At 38.5% G+C, this 17,121-nt stretch carries 18 protein-coding genes; 2 read left to right on the forward strand and 16 right to left on the reverse strand.

Features of this window, described 5'->3' with window-relative positions; translation table 11 throughout:
* Positions 1-97: 97 nt before the first annotated feature.
* From RCJ95_RS15310 to RCJ95_RS15375, 14 genes are all read right to left on the reverse strand, one after another.
* Entirely contained in the window at positions 98-1,060 is a 963-nt protein-coding gene (locus RCJ95_RS15310) for an alpha/beta fold hydrolase (RefSeq protein ID WP_446722450.1), read from the reverse strand.
* Between the two features lie 149 nt (positions 1,061-1,209).
* Positions 1,210-2,571, reverse strand: a complete 1,362-nt coding sequence (locus RCJ95_RS15315) for a sensor histidine kinase (RefSeq protein ID WP_274769390.1) — start codon at positions 2,569-2,571, stop codon at positions 1,210-1,212.
* A complete protein-coding gene (locus tag RCJ95_RS15320; RefSeq protein WP_221680306.1) occupies positions 2,568-3,242 on the reverse strand; it encodes a response regulator transcription factor in 675 nt (224 codons plus the stop codon). Before RCJ95_RS15320 ends, RCJ95_RS15315 begins: the two co-directional genes overlap by 4 nt.
* A gap of 149 nt (positions 3,243-3,391) precedes the next feature.
* Positions 3,392-4,180: a lipid II flippase Amj family protein gene (locus RCJ95_RS15325; protein ID WP_255600892.1), complete on the reverse strand. Its 789-nt coding sequence runs from the start codon at positions 4,178-4,180 to the stop codon at positions 3,392-3,394.
* Positions 4,181-4,699: 519 nt separating this feature from the next.
* A complete protein-coding gene (locus RCJ95_RS15330; RefSeq protein ID WP_274769392.1) occupies positions 4,700-4,954 on the reverse strand; it encodes a hypothetical protein in 255 nt (84 codons plus the stop codon).
* A 210-nt stretch (positions 4,955-5,164) separates the two neighbouring features.
* On the reverse strand, positions 5,165-6,430 hold the full coding sequence (locus RCJ95_RS15335) for an MFS transporter (protein WP_221680303.1): 1,266 nt from the start codon (positions 6,428-6,430) through the stop codon (positions 5,165-5,167).
* Between the two features lie 45 nt (positions 6,431-6,475).
* Positions 6,476-7,129 (reverse strand): ArsR/SmtB family transcription factor, encoded by a 654-nt coding sequence (locus RCJ95_RS15340; protein WP_221680302.1) that lies wholly within the window; start codon positions 7,127-7,129, stop codon positions 6,476-6,478.
* 146 nt (positions 7,130-7,275) lie between these two features.
* Positions 7,276-8,472: an MFS transporter gene (locus RCJ95_RS15345; protein WP_274769393.1), complete on the reverse strand. Its 1,197-nt coding sequence runs from the start codon at positions 8,470-8,472 to the stop codon at positions 7,276-7,278.
* 222 nt (positions 8,473-8,694) lie between these two features.
* Positions 8,695-9,564 (reverse strand): metal ABC transporter permease, encoded by an 870-nt coding sequence (locus RCJ95_RS15350; RefSeq protein ID WP_221680300.1) that lies wholly within the window; start codon positions 9,562-9,564, stop codon positions 8,695-8,697.
* Positions 9,561-10,433 (reverse strand): metal ABC transporter permease, encoded by an 873-nt coding sequence (locus RCJ95_RS15355; RefSeq protein ID WP_004230651.1) that lies wholly within the window; start codon positions 10,431-10,433, stop codon positions 9,561-9,563. Before RCJ95_RS15355 ends, RCJ95_RS15350 begins: the two co-directional genes overlap by 4 nt.
* An 11-nt stretch (positions 10,434-10,444) precedes the next feature.
* A complete protein-coding gene (locus RCJ95_RS15360; protein ID WP_004230653.1) occupies positions 10,445-11,173 on the reverse strand; it encodes a metal ABC transporter ATP-binding protein in 729 nt (242 codons plus the stop codon).
* A gap of 9 nt (positions 11,174-11,182) precedes the next feature.
* Positions 11,183-12,097, reverse strand: coding sequence for a metal ABC transporter solute-binding protein, Zn/Mn family (locus RCJ95_RS15365; RefSeq protein WP_221680299.1), 915 nt, complete (start codon positions 12,095-12,097; stop codon positions 11,183-11,185).
* 153 nt (positions 12,098-12,250) lie between these two features.
* Positions 12,251-12,412 (reverse strand): hypothetical protein, encoded by a 162-nt coding sequence (locus tag RCJ95_RS15370; RefSeq protein ID WP_004230657.1) that lies wholly within the window; start codon positions 12,410-12,412, stop codon positions 12,251-12,253.
* Positions 12,413-12,618: 206 nt separating this feature from the next.
* Positions 12,619-13,227, reverse strand: coding sequence for a TetR/AcrR family transcriptional regulator (locus RCJ95_RS15375; RefSeq protein WP_221680298.1), 609 nt, complete (start codon positions 13,225-13,227; stop codon positions 12,619-12,621).
* A 160-nt stretch (positions 13,228-13,387) separates the two neighbouring features.
* Between RCJ95_RS15375 and RCJ95_RS15380 the strand changes: the two genes are divergently transcribed.
* A complete protein-coding gene (locus RCJ95_RS15380; protein WP_221680297.1) occupies positions 13,388-14,125 on the forward strand; it encodes an SDR family NAD(P)-dependent oxidoreductase in 738 nt (245 codons plus the stop codon).
* Between the two features lie 125 nt (positions 14,126-14,250).
* Entirely contained in the window at positions 14,251-15,279 is a 1,029-nt protein-coding gene (locus RCJ95_RS15385; protein ID WP_221680296.1) for an S-layer homology domain-containing protein, read from the forward strand.
* Positions 15,280-15,301: 22 nt separating this feature from the next.
* On the opposite strand, the gene RCJ95_RS15390 is transcribed toward RCJ95_RS15385, so the two are convergent.
* Entirely contained in the window at positions 15,302-16,201 is a 900-nt protein-coding gene (locus RCJ95_RS15390) for a LysR family transcriptional regulator (RefSeq protein ID WP_221680295.1), read from the reverse strand.
* Positions 16,202-16,419: 218 nt separating this feature from the next.
* The gene (locus RCJ95_RS15395) at positions 16,420-16,968 is read right to left on the reverse strand and encodes a flavodoxin family protein (protein WP_221680294.1); all 549 of its coding nucleotides are present in this window, start codon (positions 16,966-16,968) and stop codon (positions 16,420-16,422) included.
* Between the last annotated feature and the right edge of the window lie 153 nt (positions 16,969-17,121).

Below are 17,121 nucleotides of genomic sequence, written 5' to 3' on the forward strand. Positions count from 1 at the left end.
TGAAAAATTTTATAAGCTTTCCTTAGGAAGAAATTAATGAAAGGAATAGTCTTTAAAAAATCTTACCTCCAAAAGCAAAGAGGTAAGATACTATGGATTATTTATTTTGCATAAACGATCTGACGTTGTCTGCGATGTCCTGCGATTTTGTATGGTGTAAGTAATGATCCCCATCCAATGTGATTACTTTGCCATAAACTGAATGTTTGACTTGTTCTTCATGAAGCGGTATCCAGTTCTTTTCAACTCCACCACTTTTTGCTTGGACAAATAAGAGAAGCGGTAAATCTTTAGGGAATATAAGATTTTTTGCTGCTGTAAAATTTTCGCTTATATATTCTAATTCATTTGAAGTACTTGTATTATAAAAGTTTTTGAGTGTAATCATCCTAATTTGCTCTTTTGTGTCGTCATCATACGGAAGACCTGCATAGGGATCATCTGAAAATTTTATAAGAATTCTTGCAATCCCTGATTTTTTTAGAAGTTGTAACGACTTGATTGGAAACTTCGTGTCCATACCATCCTGTGTAGGGACACTGCTATCAATTCCGACAAATCCAGTTACCTCATTCGGATATTTATTAACATAATCGAGTCCATAGATGCCTGCTATCGAATGGCCCATTAGCATATACCGATCAATCTTTAACTCCTGTAAAGCTTCATGAATTTCACTAACAATATTCTCTGTGCTTCGTTCTTTAGCTGTATCCTCACTTAAGCCATAGCCAAATGGCTCTATTGAGACGATCTTATAATAGGGAGCTAGTTCATCTATCAATGGCTTAAAATCAAGCGTCGGTGCTGCCGTCCCAAAGCCTGGTAGTAATACGATGGTTTCAGTACCCTTTCCTTGAATAGTGACATTCATCTTTTCCCCATTAACGGAGACGAGCTGACCATAGGGTTCTATTTTTCCTTGCTCTATTTTGTTGCAAATAATGTTTATTGTAAAAACAATGAGAAGTAACCCCACAATTGATACACCTAGGACTGCCATTGATTTCAGTAAAACACGCATAAATTTTTTCATGTTTAATGCACGAGGGGGATTCACCTTTACTCGTGCCTCCCTCCTTTACTACGATTATTCCAGCTACTTTTGAGCTGTTAGTGTTACTATAAAGGAGAGAGATGTCTTACGCATGACGACAAGATGAACACAAGATGAACAACAAAAAAAATGTTACGACAAACATTCTCTCTTTAATTTAAGGTGATAGGTAATCTGACAATCATTGTCGTCCCGTATCCAAGCTCACTCTCGACTTCAATTTCTCCTCGATGTAGCGAGACGATTTGCTTTACGATAGCAAGCCCCATCCCACTGCCTTCATACTTATGACTATGGGAACGATCAGCCTTGAAAAACCGTTCGAATATACGTTGCTGATTCTCTAAAGAAATCCCAATGCCTCTATCCGCTATTCGGACTGTCACATGATTTGCACTTTGCTTCATGCTGATCTCAATCGTATCATTAGCATTTGAAAATTTAATACTATTCGTAAGAATATTTGTCCATACCTGATGTAATTGATCGTAATCAGCCATGAGGCGAACAGCCTTCAACTGAAGCTCAAAATCAATATTACGAGAGGACCATTGAGGCTGGAGGGAGACTATGACACGTCTAATTTGTTCATCTAGACTGAACGTATCGAGAAGCATTGGCTGTGTCTTTGATTCTAGTAAGCTCAGCTTTAAAAGACTATCACTCATCTTAGACATTCGATTGGCCTCTGAAATGATGATATCAAGATAACGGCGTTTCTCGTCATCCGTTACATCGACTTGTTTCAGTGCTAATGCGTAACCAGAAATGGAGGTAAGTGGAGATTGCACCTCATGAGACACATTTGATACAAAATCCCTCCTCATTTGCTCTAGCTGCTGTAACTCCTCCGCCATGTCTTCAAAGCTTTTAGCCAACGTACCTAACTCCCCCGATTGCTTAATATTTAATTCGACATTGAAATCACCACCAGCAATATGTTTAGTTGCTTGTGTTAGTTTTTTGATTGGCTTGACTAAAAACATCGCTGCAACTAAAAACACAACGCTTCCAATAACAAGGGCATAAGTAGCAAAATTCAAAATCAACTTAATGGAAAAAGAGGTTGAAGGTAAAGAAATCGTTTGGATAAACATCGCTCTAGTTCCCATTTCTGTTGTTAGAGGTATGCCGACAAATATTGATGAAATACCACTTGGAATTACTTGAATGACCTCTCCATCCAGTACAGCTTGTACTTGTTCCATTGTTACAGGGGCTAACTGATTGCCATGAAGCTTTCCGTAAGACGTAAACTGCCCTGTTTCTTCATAAATGCGAATATGATAGGATTCAAGCTGATGCATATCACGTATAAAACGATCTGCTTCATGATATGGCAATGTGTCAAAAATTTGTACCATGTCTTGTCCAAAATTTAGTAAGGGAATTTGTAAGCTTTCATTTAATTTATCTTTAAATACCCATGTTGCCATGAAAAAAGAGATAACAGTTCCCCCAATGACAGCAACTAGAAAGATTAAAACGACGCGTGTATATAAAGATTTAATCATTCCTCAACCTCAAGCCTATAGCCCAGACCCCTTATTGTATCGATATGAAAATCAGTGATGGTGTTGAAGCGCTCACGCAGGCGCTTAATATGTACATCGATGGTTCGATTATCTCCCACATAATCAATCCCCCAAATTTGGTCGATCAGTTGTTCTCTTGTATAGACTTGTCCAGGTGTTTCTGCAAGCTTATATAATAATTCAAATTCCTTGAGTGGTAGTGAAATAACATCTTTTCCTCTCATTACTTTATAGGTCTGACGGTCCAACGTGACTTGACCAAGTTGAATGGTCTGCGAATGGCCAATTCTGTAGCGCTTTAAAAGTGCCTTTACACGTACAGTTAGCTCTAACGGATCAAATGGCTTTGTTAAATAATCATCCGTTCCAAGCTCAAAGCCCTTCACTTTTTCCCATGTCTCCCCTCTTGCAGTCAGCATCAGTAGAGGAAGATCCATATTCATTTTGCGGAGCTCCTTACATAGTGTCCAGCCATCCATCGTTGGCATCATAATATCCAGTACAACAAGATCAATAGGTGCTGAGCCGTAGATGGCTAATGCTTCTTTACCATCTCCTGCCTCCATTGTAGTGAACCCGTCTTTGCGCAGAAAAAGGCAAACAAGTTCACGAATGTTCGCATCGTCATCCGCAACAAGTATCGTTGGCATACATTCGTTCCCCTCTTTTCGAATCTATTATTCACCCACATTATACTATATAATTTCTTTACTTCTCCCCTACCACACCTCACGATTAATTGCTGTGTCCTAAAAGTAAAAAACCACTTCCTAAAAAAACATAAAGGAAGTGGTTCTAATCAAGCAATTAGCTTTGCAAACCATGCAACGTAATGAGCCCCTGGAATCAATAATAACTGTGCCACAATGGTTCCTAAAAATCTGGAAAACATCATCATAACAGACATTCTTTTTAGGTCTAGATAGCTTCCTCTCTTATTGATCACATCATCTGCTAGAATGGATATTTTCGGGTCAATAAATAGGATTAATAGTATCGTTGCAATGCCATTAATTAATCCAGATGCCATAACAGCAGTAGTCTTTAATTCTGGTACTAATAATGTGGCATACAATGCAGATAAAACGCCAATCGTATAGATAGCTGTAATGACAATATTGATGACAAATAATTTAATCGGTATATCCTGTAGACGAATGCCTTTTAAATAACTAAAATTTGGTGTATGAATATGCTTAATCCCCCGTCTTACATAGTCAAATGTAAAGCCCTTTTTCAATAAAGACGGGATTGAACCTCTTTCCTCAGCCAAATGAACGATAGCCCTTGAAAAAATGGCTACAAAGGTGGGGATAAGTAAGATTCCTACTATTGTTCCAAGCGAAGCCGCTCCAATAATTAGTCGAAATTGATGCTCTACAAATGTCATCGCATTAACCGTGGGTGCTGTATCAACAAGGCTCCCTGTAAATGGTTGTTGCATCATATTTGCTAACCTCGACACCATGACCATTACATTAAAAAGAGATAAAGCCGATGCTAGTAATTTGACACGTGCTCCTGATAAACGTACGGCATAGGCAAGCGTTTCAATCGCATGAATGATTAAAATAAATAAAGCAATCATGATTAATTTTTCTGTTATTAAATCCACATATGTACCTACTCTTCGCTTTCTAACGATTTAATATTGTAACGCTTATTCAATAAAATAGTTCCAATTGAAAAAATGTGATGTCAACGGTAGAAAATGCAATTTTAAAAGGCGAGGGTTTGATTTCGTTCCGCCAGTGTCCTTTCCAGGGCGTTCGCTTTAGGGGTCTCCTCTGTGTTGCTGACTCCTCTCCAATCAACCATTCTACAAAAGTGTCTTTTCCTCTTTCATACTGGCAGTAGTGAGAAGTGATGAGTGACTACCCTCGCCATAAAGAGTAGTGAACACCTTTGTTTTATTCGATAAATTTTTCTAAAAAAGAAACATTTTAATGGGTTGGAGTGGAAGGCTACTTGAATCTTCTGGGATAGCGATACAGGTAAACCTCTAAACGGAGCTGTGTTCGCCAAAGAAGTAACCTGCACGGAAATCCATTTTCACCTTTTACAACAATTCTATTGATGGTTTTGTTTTTCAACACTATGAAAAAACTTACCCTAAGAAAGGGTAAGTTTGTTGCTTTACCATCAATTTTAATCGATCATCCTGAGACATCTCTGCCGTCAGCAGCGTTGCTCCATCCACCCCAAGATAATCATGCGGATTCCACCAAGCACGTAAAGAATCTTCCCCGAAGTCATTCTTTTTAGCGCTAGAATGATGACGAATAACGGTTTCCTCAAAAGATAAATCAAAATAATAAGTATTGGCCTTCTGATCATAGAAGTGGATTAAATCTTTTAACATAGCTCCATAACGACTGGTATGTAATATTCCTTCTACAATGACAACTTCACAACGACCTTTACCATACTCTGCGATTTGACGAATTAATTCAATAGAAAGATTGCCTTCTCGATAAATGCACCTTTAACATATCACGTCGGACAACATCTTGCGCAATCAAAAGGTACCATGTCCAAGATGATGAGATTCCCTTTTTTCTCCTTCTCTTTTTTAGGCTCTTCTAGACCAAATGACAACAGGAATTAATACTAACGACAATAGCCCTCCTGCTAAGGACAACACTGCATAGCTTGAATTCGCTACTACCATACCTGATAGCGCACCACCTGATGCACCTGCCAATGCCACAAAGACATCCATTTTCCCCTGTGTTTTTGCACGGGTAGAAGGCTCCGTCGCATCAACAATTTGAGCAGTTCCACTAATTAAGCCGAAGTTCCAACCTAATCCCAGTAAAGAAAGTGCCACAATGAGTAACACCATGGAATCGCTTGGTGCAAATGCAGCCACTACGCCCGCGAGCAGCAGCGTAATACCTGAAGCAATACTCATTGCCGTACGTCCGATTTTATCAACAAGCATACCTGTGACGAGTGATGGCAGATACATAGCACCTACATGAAACCCTATCACAATACCAACCTCAGCTAATCCATGTCCATGATGTTTCATATGTACAGGTGTCATTGTCATGATGGCCACCATGACAATTTGTGTTAGGACCATAACTGTTGCTCCTACCGCTAGGCCTCTTTTATTGCTTGATATAGGCATGGATGGTGTTTGATTTTCTTTGTTCATTTTTTGCTTATGTGCCTCTATGGCTTTCGCTATTTCTAGAGGGTCAGGACGCAACATAGTAAACAATACAAGCCCCGCCATAATAAAGGCCAAAGCAGATAATAGAAATGGACCCGCTAGAGCTGGAATACCGATAGACAGGGCCACTTTTCCCATCCATTCTACTAAATTTGGACCTAAAACAGCTCCAAACGTGGTCATAAGCATGGTTGTACTGATTGCTGTAGCACGTTGCTTATTATTGGCTAAATCTGTCCCGGCATAGCGTGCCTGTAAATTAGTTGCCGTACCAGCTCCATAGATTAATAAAGAGGCAAACAATAACACAATACTATTTATTAAAGTAGCAAGAACTACACCTATTGCACCGAGTCCACCCACTATAAAACCCGTTGATAAGCCTATGCGGCGACCATAACGTTGTGATAGTTTTCCTACAATGAAAGCCGCAACCGCAGAGCCTAATGTAAATAATGCAGAGGGTACACCCGCATAGGCATCCGTTCCAAGCATTTGTTGTGCCAGTAGAGCGCCTACAGTAATACCCGCTGCAAGTCCAGCTCCACCAAAAATTTGGGATAAGCTAACAACTATCAATACACGCCTATATAGGTTTTTTAGTTTTTCTGGTGACTCAATATAGGACGCAATTGACTCTTGAGATTTTTCAACCATTTTTCAACCTTCTTTCCATTAATCTTTATCAGAGCTACAAACACTTCATTTATTTTCAGTTAAACTTTGCCATTCTAAAACGCCCTCTTCTAATCGAAAAGCATTCATGCCTTTTGCTTTCAACATTTTTACAGCTTGTGCTGACAATAAGCAGTAGGGGCCTCTACAATAAGCCACAATGTCAAAATGGGTTGGCAATGAAGATAGTTGTTCCTCTAACTCTTCAATTGGAATCGAAACAGCTCCAGGAATATGTGCTTTTTCAAACTCTTCTTTTGGACGAACATCTAGTAATAAAACCTCCCCCTTTTCCATTCGAGTAATAAGCTCGGTAAGTGTTACTCCCTCTATACCAAGGTGCTCATTAAAAAATGCTTCTTTTATTTGCTGAACCTGAATCAATTGCTTTTCAGATAATGCATGTAATGTCGTTAAAAAATCAGAAATCACATCATCTGCTAATTCATAAATAACAAAATTACCTTCTTTTGTGAATTTTACTAATCGGGCGTTCAAAAGTGTTTGTAAATGTTGAGATACATTCGCAACTGACATGTCGGTGTTCTTGGCTAATGCCTCAACAGACTTCGGACCTTGAGAAAGTATATCAAGAATCTCCAATCGCTTAGGACTAGATAAACTTTTTCCTATCCTAGCGAATTCTTGATATAACAAATCCTTTAAATTACGCTCATTCATTAATACTAACCCCCTTACAACTATTCAATTAATTTATTGAATAGTTGAATGATAATGTTTTATTTTACCATTGTCAATCGATTGATACACATCTACATTTTTATGCACAAATAAAACATGCTTCCAAAGAAACATGTTCTACCTTTTTAATTGATTGAATGTGCATGCATAACGACTTTCTTTTTCTTAGCGTAAAATAAGAAAGTAGTGGTTAAACTTAAGCTTATGATTCCGAAAACAAGTCCCATACCACTTAAACCAATTAAATCTAGCATCATGCCTGTCGATAAAAGCACGACTTGAAAGACGACTGAATCAATCATGTTGCGGAATGAGAAAAAGCGTCCATGGAACTGTTTGGGTACTTGCTTTTGGAAGATTACCATTGTTGTTGGGAAAAAACAGCCAACTGAAAAGCCAAAAACGCCAAATGCCACTAAAGCGAAAAATGGAATATCTGCCAGTAATAATAGTAGCTCCATTGAGCCGATAATAAAGGCTAATGAAAAAAGCAGAGTACCCATTTGTACACGGTCAGCAATCATTTTTAAACCAGCTGCACCAAGCATAAATCCGAGACCTTCCACCGTATACAATAATCCTGAAATTGTGGTAGATTGATGAATTTCAGCTATTTTCATAATTACTAAATTAAAAGAGCCTAAAAATAATGTAGGTATTAACATTAAGACAAGGGTCATCAAGACGACTGGATGCTCTTTGACCATCGGTAACACTTCTTTAAAATTCCCTTTTTCTTTGTTTGTCATCGTTTCAGTAGATGCTTCATCCAATTGCAATAGACTAGTAATGACAAACATACATAAATAGACAATAAATGAAATAATATATAACCATTTTAACTCAAAAAAACTGAGCATAAATCCGGCAGCGGCTGTACCGACGATCCTTGAAATGGTTCTCGCATTCATTTGCCAAGCATTTAATGTAATTAAATCCTGTTCCTTCGCAATCATGGGAATAATAGATTGCAAGGCAGGCATATAAAATGCTGCTGCTATTTGCAGTGTGATTAAAAATAGAATCATCCAAATGACAGAATTAGTATAAAGTGCGATAAACATAAATAAAACACTGATGATGCGTCCGATACTCGCCAACTGGACAACCGTTTTTTTCTTCGATTGGTCAATGATACGCCCTGCCATTGGACCAACGACTAAGCCTGCTAAAATACCACAAGAAATAATTAATGATTTGTGAAAGTCAGAAGGTACTACCTCTTGCATAAAGGCTAAATTGCCAATAATGCCAGCCCATAAGCCGAGACCTACGACAAATTCACCTAATAAAATAATCCATACGTTTCGATTTCTCCACATGCTGTTCTCCTTGTTGCTATCATAAAATTTATCGTAACAAAATTTTAAATATTCGTACATAAAAATATAGAAAAATTTGCTAGATGCTATGCTACACTTTCTCTTTCTAGTTTATCTTAACGAGTATACTATTTTTCCTAGAAGGAGTACTCATTCAAAAGTTTGAACTTGCCCCCAATAGAAAAAACATCGTTTGATGAGCGTATCAAACGATGTTTTTCGTTAAGAGGTTTCTAGTTTATGAACAAGTGCTTTCTTTCTACGCTCAACGATTTTTTGACAGATGAACGTCATGCAAAAAATGAAGCCGACTGTTGTCGCCATCATACCTGCTATAGAGGTATCCCAGAATTTCGCTAAATAATAGCCAATGACGGAAGCAGCAGCTCCAAAGAGCATACTATAGACAAACATTTGCTTAATCGTCTTGCTGATTAAATAGGAAGTTGCAGCTGGTCCAATTAACATGGCAACCACTAAAATGGCCCCTACACTATCAAAAGCTGCCACTGTTGTAAACGAAATCGATGTCATAAAGCCATAATGAAGAAAGACAACGGGAATTCCAATGGTTGCTGCATAAACAGGGTCAAACGTCGCAAGCTTCATTTCTTTAAAGAAAAGAAGTAGGAACCCAATATTAATGACGAGGACGAGCAAGAGCATCCATACTGCCTTAGGCATTGCTAGCCCAAGCAATGTCCATTTATCCCAAGGAACAAAAGCAATTTCTCCCATTAAAACATGCTCAACATCTAAGTGCACATTGCCTGCAAATAAGGTGATAAGGAGAACACCTGCTGCAAACAGAGATGTAAACACTACGCCTATCGCTGCGTCTTCTTGAATACCAGAAGAATGTAATAATTGCACAAGATAGGCTGTTAAAATTCCTGCAAACGCAGCACCTACCAACATCCAAAAACCATTCAACGTTTGGGTAATAAGGTAAGCCATCACAATGCCAAAGAGCACTGTATGACTGATCGCATCTGCAATCATGGACATTCTACGCAAGATGAGGAAGACACCTGCAATTCCACAAGTTATCCCAACTAACAGTCCCGTGAATACAACCCAAAATTCAATCATCTTACATCACCCTGCTTTCGAAATTGCATTTTCCTACGATATTTACTAATTTGACCAGTTGGACTTATAAAATACGAAATAAAGAATATACCTGCTGCCACTAAGACAATTATCGGACCCGTCGATAACCCTGTTCGAATTGCACTAATAAAGGTTCCTGTTATGCCAGCGATACCTCCAATCGCAGCACTTAAAATGAGCATTGTGCTCAATTTTTTTGTCCATAGCTTGGCACTGGCAGCAGGAATAATTAATAGAGCTGACATTAAAATAACGCCAACAGCTTGTATACCTGTAACAATTGTCATAACAATTAAAACCGTTAATGTTGCCTTTAAAGCCTCTATCGGTAAGCCAATCCCTTTTGCATAAACAGGATCAAAGATCAGTAGCTTCCATTCCTTATAAAGCAAGAGACTAACTACAATAATGATGGTTGCACTAATAAAGAGCCACATTAAATCTGCCTTGGTCATCGTCGCTGCTTTACCGAAGATAAAATTATTCAGACCGCTCTGATTCCCCAGTGGGCTACGGTTGACCACTGTTAAAAATACAACACCCACACCAAAAAATACAGTGAGGACTAATCCAATGGCAGCGTCAGCCTTCATTTTTGAAAATGACACAATCCATTGAATACAATACACAGATAATGCAGATGTAATGCCCGCTCCTAGCATTAAAATCGGCAATTCCTTTTGACCTGTTAGCAGGAACGCAAGGGCAATGCCTGGTAATGCTGCATGCGCAGCAGCATCCCCAACTAGACTTTGTTTTTGTAAGAAGGAGAACGTGCCTGTGATACCTGCTGCAATGCCAAGTAACATCGTTCCACTCAGTACCCACAATAAGTTACCGCTTAACATTATGTCCCTCCTTACACATGCTGCATCATGAAAAGTTTACCACCATATGTTTTTTGTAATTGCTCTGGTGTAAAAACATCTTCTGTTGCGCCTGATGCTAAAATCGTTTTGTTTAATAGAATCGTATAGTCAAAATATTCTTTAACGGTTTGAAGATCGTGATGCACAACAAAAATACTTTTTCCCTGTGCCTTTAAATCCTTTAAAATATCAATAATCGTTTTTTCTGTCGCAGCATCTACTCCTGCAAATGGTTCATCTAAAAAATAGATATCTGCATTTTGTGCAAGGGCTCTAGCCAGGAATACACGCTGTTGCTGACCTCCTGAAAGCTGCCCGATGGAACGCTCTGCAAAATCCTGCATCCCAACACTTGCTAAAGCTTGTCGAGCAACAATTTTATCCTGCCTAGACGGTCTTTTAAATAAACCTGTATGGCCATAACGCCCCATGAGCACCACATCCAACGCATTTGTTGGGAAATCCCAATCCACCGCATTACGCTGAGGAACATAGCCTACTACTAAACTCTTTGGCTCAAACACCTTCCCTAAAATTTCTACCTTTCCTACTTTATTGGGAAGCTGATTTAAAATGGCCTTTAAAAATGTGGATTTCCCTGCACCATTTGGGCCAATAATGGCAGCTAGATGACCTGTAGGCACTGTTACACAGGCATTTTCTAATACTGTTTTTTTATCATACGCCACCGATAGATTTTCCACTGTTAATGCATACATATTCTTCACCTACTTTAATGCATCGACGATCGTGTCGATGTTATGTTGATACATACCTACATACGTACCTTCTGTTGTTCCTTCAGCTCCCATAGCATCGGAGAATAATTCTCCACCGATGACAATGTCGTGGCCTTTCTCCTTAGCCCCTTCAATAACAGCTTTCATCGCCTTATCGGACACACTGGATTCTATAAAAAGAGCCTTAATCTTATTTTCTACTAAGAAATCAACCATCTCCTGAACATCTTTCACTCCATACTCTGAATCCGTACTCAGCCCTTGCAAGCCACGTACTTCAAATGCCTGACTTCTGCCAAAATAATTGAATGCATCATGAGCGGTTACTAATATTCTTTGTTGCTGTGGTATTTCATTCACCCGCTTTTCTGCGTAGCTTTGTAAATCATCCAGCTTTTTCAAGTAAGCTGCTTCATTTGTTTGAAAATCTGCTTTAAATTCAGGGTATTCTTCCTGAAGCTGCGTACTGATTGCCTTGACAACACCTTTCCAAAGCTCAATATCAAACCAAATATGTGGATCATGGAGCATGGCATCCGTATCACTGGCAAGCAGTTGTTTTTCATCTAATGTCTCGCCCACTGCCAAGACCGTTTTATCCTTCGCCATTTGTTCAAATATATCGAGCATTTGTCCTTCTAAATGTAAGCCATTATAAAAAATGACTTCTGCTTTATCCAATTTTGATAAATCACTTTGAGTCGCCTTGTAGAGATGGGGATCTACACCTGGACCCATTAATGCTGATACCTGTAAATGATCACCACTGATTTCTTTTATCGCATCTGCAATTTGTCCAGTGGTTGCAACCACAATACCTTCTTTTTCACCCTCTGTTTCTGCTGAACAGCCTAATAATAGAAATGAGAGTGATAATACCATCACACCTAACCATTGTTTCATTTTCCTACCTCGACTTTCTCTTTTTTAAGCAATTGTTTGAAAAAAGTGCCTAAACAACGAAGTAACCAATCGGCGGACAAGCCGTAAATTGTTTGTCATGCCCGCCCCTAGTAGTATTCAACTTCAATCTCCTAACTTTTTCCATACAATACCTTAATTTATATTCATTTTCCTGATAAGCTGGCGCCAGCTCATCCAGAAAAGTATTAACATCATACCTGCGCCTACTGAATCGGTCAGTTTCCATACGATTGCTAAAATAATTAAAATGGCCATTGGAAGAATCGTCAGCTTGAAATCACCTAAATCTTTCATTCACGCACTCTTCTTTCTTTGGAGATATTTTGTTTCCCTTAGGAAAAATATATGCTTAATACAAAGAAAATTCAACTACTTTATGAAAATTTCTTTTAAAAAATTTTTTTCTTACACAAAAATTAGTTTAGCCCAAACAAAAAAATCCCTAATGCAGACATTAGAGATTCTTTTATAAAAATACATATATTTATTTTAATATACTTTCATTCTTCTTTTTCCAGCGGCTTTCCTATAAATTCAAATGCATAAATATGTGTTTTCGTTAATTCAATAATGTCCTTGATTAAAGCTTCTTCTGATTTTTCATAACCGCTTGCAATCCATTGCATCATCAATCCATAAAAGCCGTAGGAAGTATAATGCTTGAACATGTTCATGTTGACAGGCTGCTGATTGATCGTCTCAAATTTAAATTGCTCTTGATAAATTTTTGTAATCGTTAAGGGCATACGGGTGTGCAACCCAGGAATCGTATCTTCCACATTCAGCAGCTCGAAAAACTGACGGTGCTTATAAATGTAATGAATAATATTAAAGGATGGTGCTTTCAATTTTGTCGTATATACCTTTTCACCATATAGATAGGGTTCACCTACTGCCACTTCCAGACCACTCAGCATTTGTTCTAGTAAATTCTCTGCTAGTTCAAATTTATCTTGAAAATGCACATAAAAGGTACTACGGTTATAGCCCGCTCGTTCTACAATATCCTTCACTGTAATGGCTTGAAAACCATGCTGTTTCATTAACTCGACAAACGCTTCATAAAAATGACGGCGGGTTCTTTCTTGTCTTTGTGTCCATTTTGGCAATTTTACTTCCCCCTTTTAGACATTTCAGGCACATATGTCTACTAGTTAGATATTTACTACGACATTAATGATTGTTTCCGTTTTCAGGCGTTTTACAATAAAAGTACACCGTGATTTACACAGTGTGCAAGAAAAAAGATTGTTTAAGGGAGTGTCATGTATGGGGAAATTACAAGATAAAGTCGCAATTATTACAGGTGGTGCTTCTGGTATCGGTGCTGCAACAGCCCAATTATTTGTAGCAGAGGGAGCAAAAGTGGTGCTTGTGGACCTAAACGAGGAAAAAGGCCAAGCATTTGCAGCTGAACTACAGGCAACAGGAGCAGAAGCCATGTTTATCAAAGCAAACGTAACGGATGAACAGGAAGTAGCAGCTATTTATCAAACAACTATTGAGGCATTTGGCAAAGTCGATGTCCTTTTTAATAATGCAGGAATTGGACGTGTTACGCCAACTGAGGAGCTTCCTTATGCGGAATGGCGTCAAACTGTAAATGTAGACTTAGATGGTGTATTTTTAATGGCACAGGCTGCCATCAAAGAAATGCTAAAAGCGAATGGTGGAACAATCGTTAATACAGCTTCAATGTATGGTTGGGTTGGCTCGCCAGGATCAGCTGCTTATAATGCAGCAAAAGGTGGCGTGATTAATTTAACACGTTCATTAGCATTGGAATTTGCTACGCGGGGGATTCGTGTCAATGCCCTATGTCCAGGCTTTATTGATACACCAATTATCCCGGAAGAAAGTAAGGAGCCATTACGTCAGATCACACCTATGCAACGACTAGGACAACCAGAGGAAATGGCGAAAGCTGTTTTATTTATGGCATGTGAAGATTCAACGTTTATGACAGGGAACACATTAACAGTAGATGGTGGCTACACAGCCCAATAACGACGTTTAAAATAATCGCTACCCAACAAAGGGCAGCGATTATTTTTTCACTAGAAAAATTTGCAGTTTTTATCCATTTCCTGCAAACTATTACTAAAGCGAGCAAGAAAGGATGAAGACAACAAATGAAAAAAGTAATAGGTACATTATTATTTTCTATTCTGATAATAGCTAGTGCAGGCAATGTACAAGCTGCTGGCTTTCGGGACGTATCAAAGGATCATTATGCCTATGAAGCTATTTTATGGGCAGAAGAATATGATATTGTTAACGGCTTTACAGACGGTACATTTAAACCGAATGCTTCCATTACGGAACAGCAATTAGCAAAACTATTAGCCAATTTTTATGAGCTCGAAACGCCCATCGACGAATTAAAAAAGCAAACTCCTTCGGCAAACTGGTCGGATGAATTCTATAACCAGCTCGCAAGCTATGGGGTGCCTTTAAATGGCTATTTCGACAACCGAATCCGAGCGGCTACTGTGAAGCGCGGTGTAGTGGCACAGGCTATTGCTCATTTAGCTAGCGGTAAGAAGGGCTTAAATCAATCTATTCAATTTTTACTTGATACCTATATTTCTTCCGGGCTAAATCCACAGTACGAAGAGCGAAATTTACAAAAGTTTTATGGCGTGACAAACAACATGACCCGTGCGCAAGTTGTCACGATGCTCTATCGTATGGACGAACGAAATTATTATGAAATTTCAGCGGATGCACAAGCAATTCATGAGAATGCCAACAACGTATCTTTAAATAGTAGGGCAAAAAATGCTCAAAATCAGCTCGACAAATCATTACAACAGGCTACTCCTAGTAAAAGCGCATGGGAAGGTGTGTATACCTATTACTATAAATGGGGTAAGGGTACAAATGAGTTTAACCGCCGTGATGCTATAATCTCCAATGCCACAAACAAGAGCTTTTCTATTGCTTTAACGGCGAATGATGGCTCCGCTTCAGGTAGTGTAAATGGCACAGCCACAATTACAAGCAACATGAAAGCCCTCATGAATACATCCTCGAATGGCAATCGTTGTGTCGTCGAGTTTGAACGTTTATCCAATAATGCCCTAAAGGTGTCCGAGATTGATTGTCGTGCTGAACGTAATGAAGGCACCAATTTTTCGGGTACCCTCAAGCAGCAATAATTTGTAACAGAGTCTGATTCATTCAGGCTCTTTTTTCATCCTTAAAAGCTTCATAGCTATGTTTGGCGATGGCAATAAAATCTTCGAGACAGGGATGCATATGCTTATCTTTATGCCATGCAATATCTGTATAAATCGGCGCTAAATCAACTGTGGACGGTACTTCCATTAATTGCCCACTTTCCAGCTCCTTCTCTACAACCATTTTAGGTAAAAATGTAATACCTAACCCTGCCATCACACATTGCTTGATCGCTTCAATACTGGCGAATTCAATCATTTGTAAGGGCTTGACACCCTCTTGCTGTAGCTGTGCCTCTAAATGATTACGATAGGAGCACCCTGTTTCTGTTAACAGCATCGTTTCAGTTGAAATTTGTTGAGCCGATAGAGGCTGACTAATTTCTTTGGGGGCACTCACAAAAACAAGCTGTTCCTGAATCAATCGCTCTCGCTTGAGCATGGCAGTTTCCTGATAAGTGTCCGTTATCAATGCAATATCAAGTTTACCAGCTTGTAATAAATCCTTTGCAATAGCTGTTGTATGCACAGGCTTGAAAATGATTTTCACTTGCGGGTGTGCTTGTTGAAATTGCTGTAAAATACTTGGTAGTCGATAGACACACTGACTTTCTTGAGCCCCAATTTTTAAGACGATTTGTTCGGGCTCAGTGGACATAGCTTTTTTCAAATCACGATCTAGCTCTAGCATTTTTTTGGCATACTGTTGTAGACGGTTACCTTCTTCTGTTAGGACAATACGTTTTCCTAGGCGCTCAAAAAGAATAACACCCAATTCCTGCTCTAATGTTTTAATTTGGGCAGTGATACTTGATTGAGCGTAGTCAAGAAGCTGTGCTGTCTGAGTAAAGCTTAAGGTCTCAGCTGCTGTTAAAAACGTCTGAAGTTGCTTCATATCCATTCACTCAAACCCCTTTTATTCAATTTTACCGAAACATTCATCTTTATCGATAGTGAATTTCAGTTTACACTAGTTAGTAGCTAAGTGACAGGGACACAGGCTTGCGAACAAAGCAATCGTGAAACGATGGAGCCAAGCCTGTTGCCATTAAAATTTAAATAAAAAAACTTATTTGGATCATAATAGATTCCAAATAAGTCTTTTTATCCGGCTATCAATTACTCGTTCCCTGCTAATTCATTTTTTAGAAGATTAGCTGCAGATAACACTTTTAAATCTTGTAGAATGTCGCCTGGTTTGTTTCCTTCTCCTACAATATAAGCTTCAAATTTTGTCCCAATAAAGTCAAATATATATTGAAATTGCTGAATCATGGGTAACCCTTTTATATAGGGCTCATCTCCACCAACTGCAATGACATATGCTTTTTTAGAAGACATCAGGGCCTTAAAATCAGGATAATCTGGATCCCTTAAAGTTTGCGACCATCGATCAATAAAATTCTTCATTATTCCTGTCATGCTATACCAATAAATAGGCGTAGAAAAAATAAGAATGTCATGCGGAAGTATGCGGTCAATGATGGCGTTATAATCATCGTTGATATTAGAAAAGCCCTCCTCAGTATGACGCTTATCAATGATCGGCTGAATTAAATAATCCTTTAAATAAATTTCTTCTACCATTAGGCCTTGAATAACTAATTTTGTTAATGTCTCTACATTCCCATCAGGACGATTTCCACCGTAAATAACTGCTATTGACATTTAGTATCCCTACTTCCTTAAAGTTTTAACTAGTGTCCCCGTATATCAATAGCTTATTATGATTTCACAAATCGATAAAGATGATTATTTCGATAAAATAAATCGAAAAATCCGATTACAATTGCATGCATACTTTTAAAATTATGTTCAATT

The sequence above is a fragment of the Lysinibacillus sp. BSL11 genome (assembly GCF_052928325.1).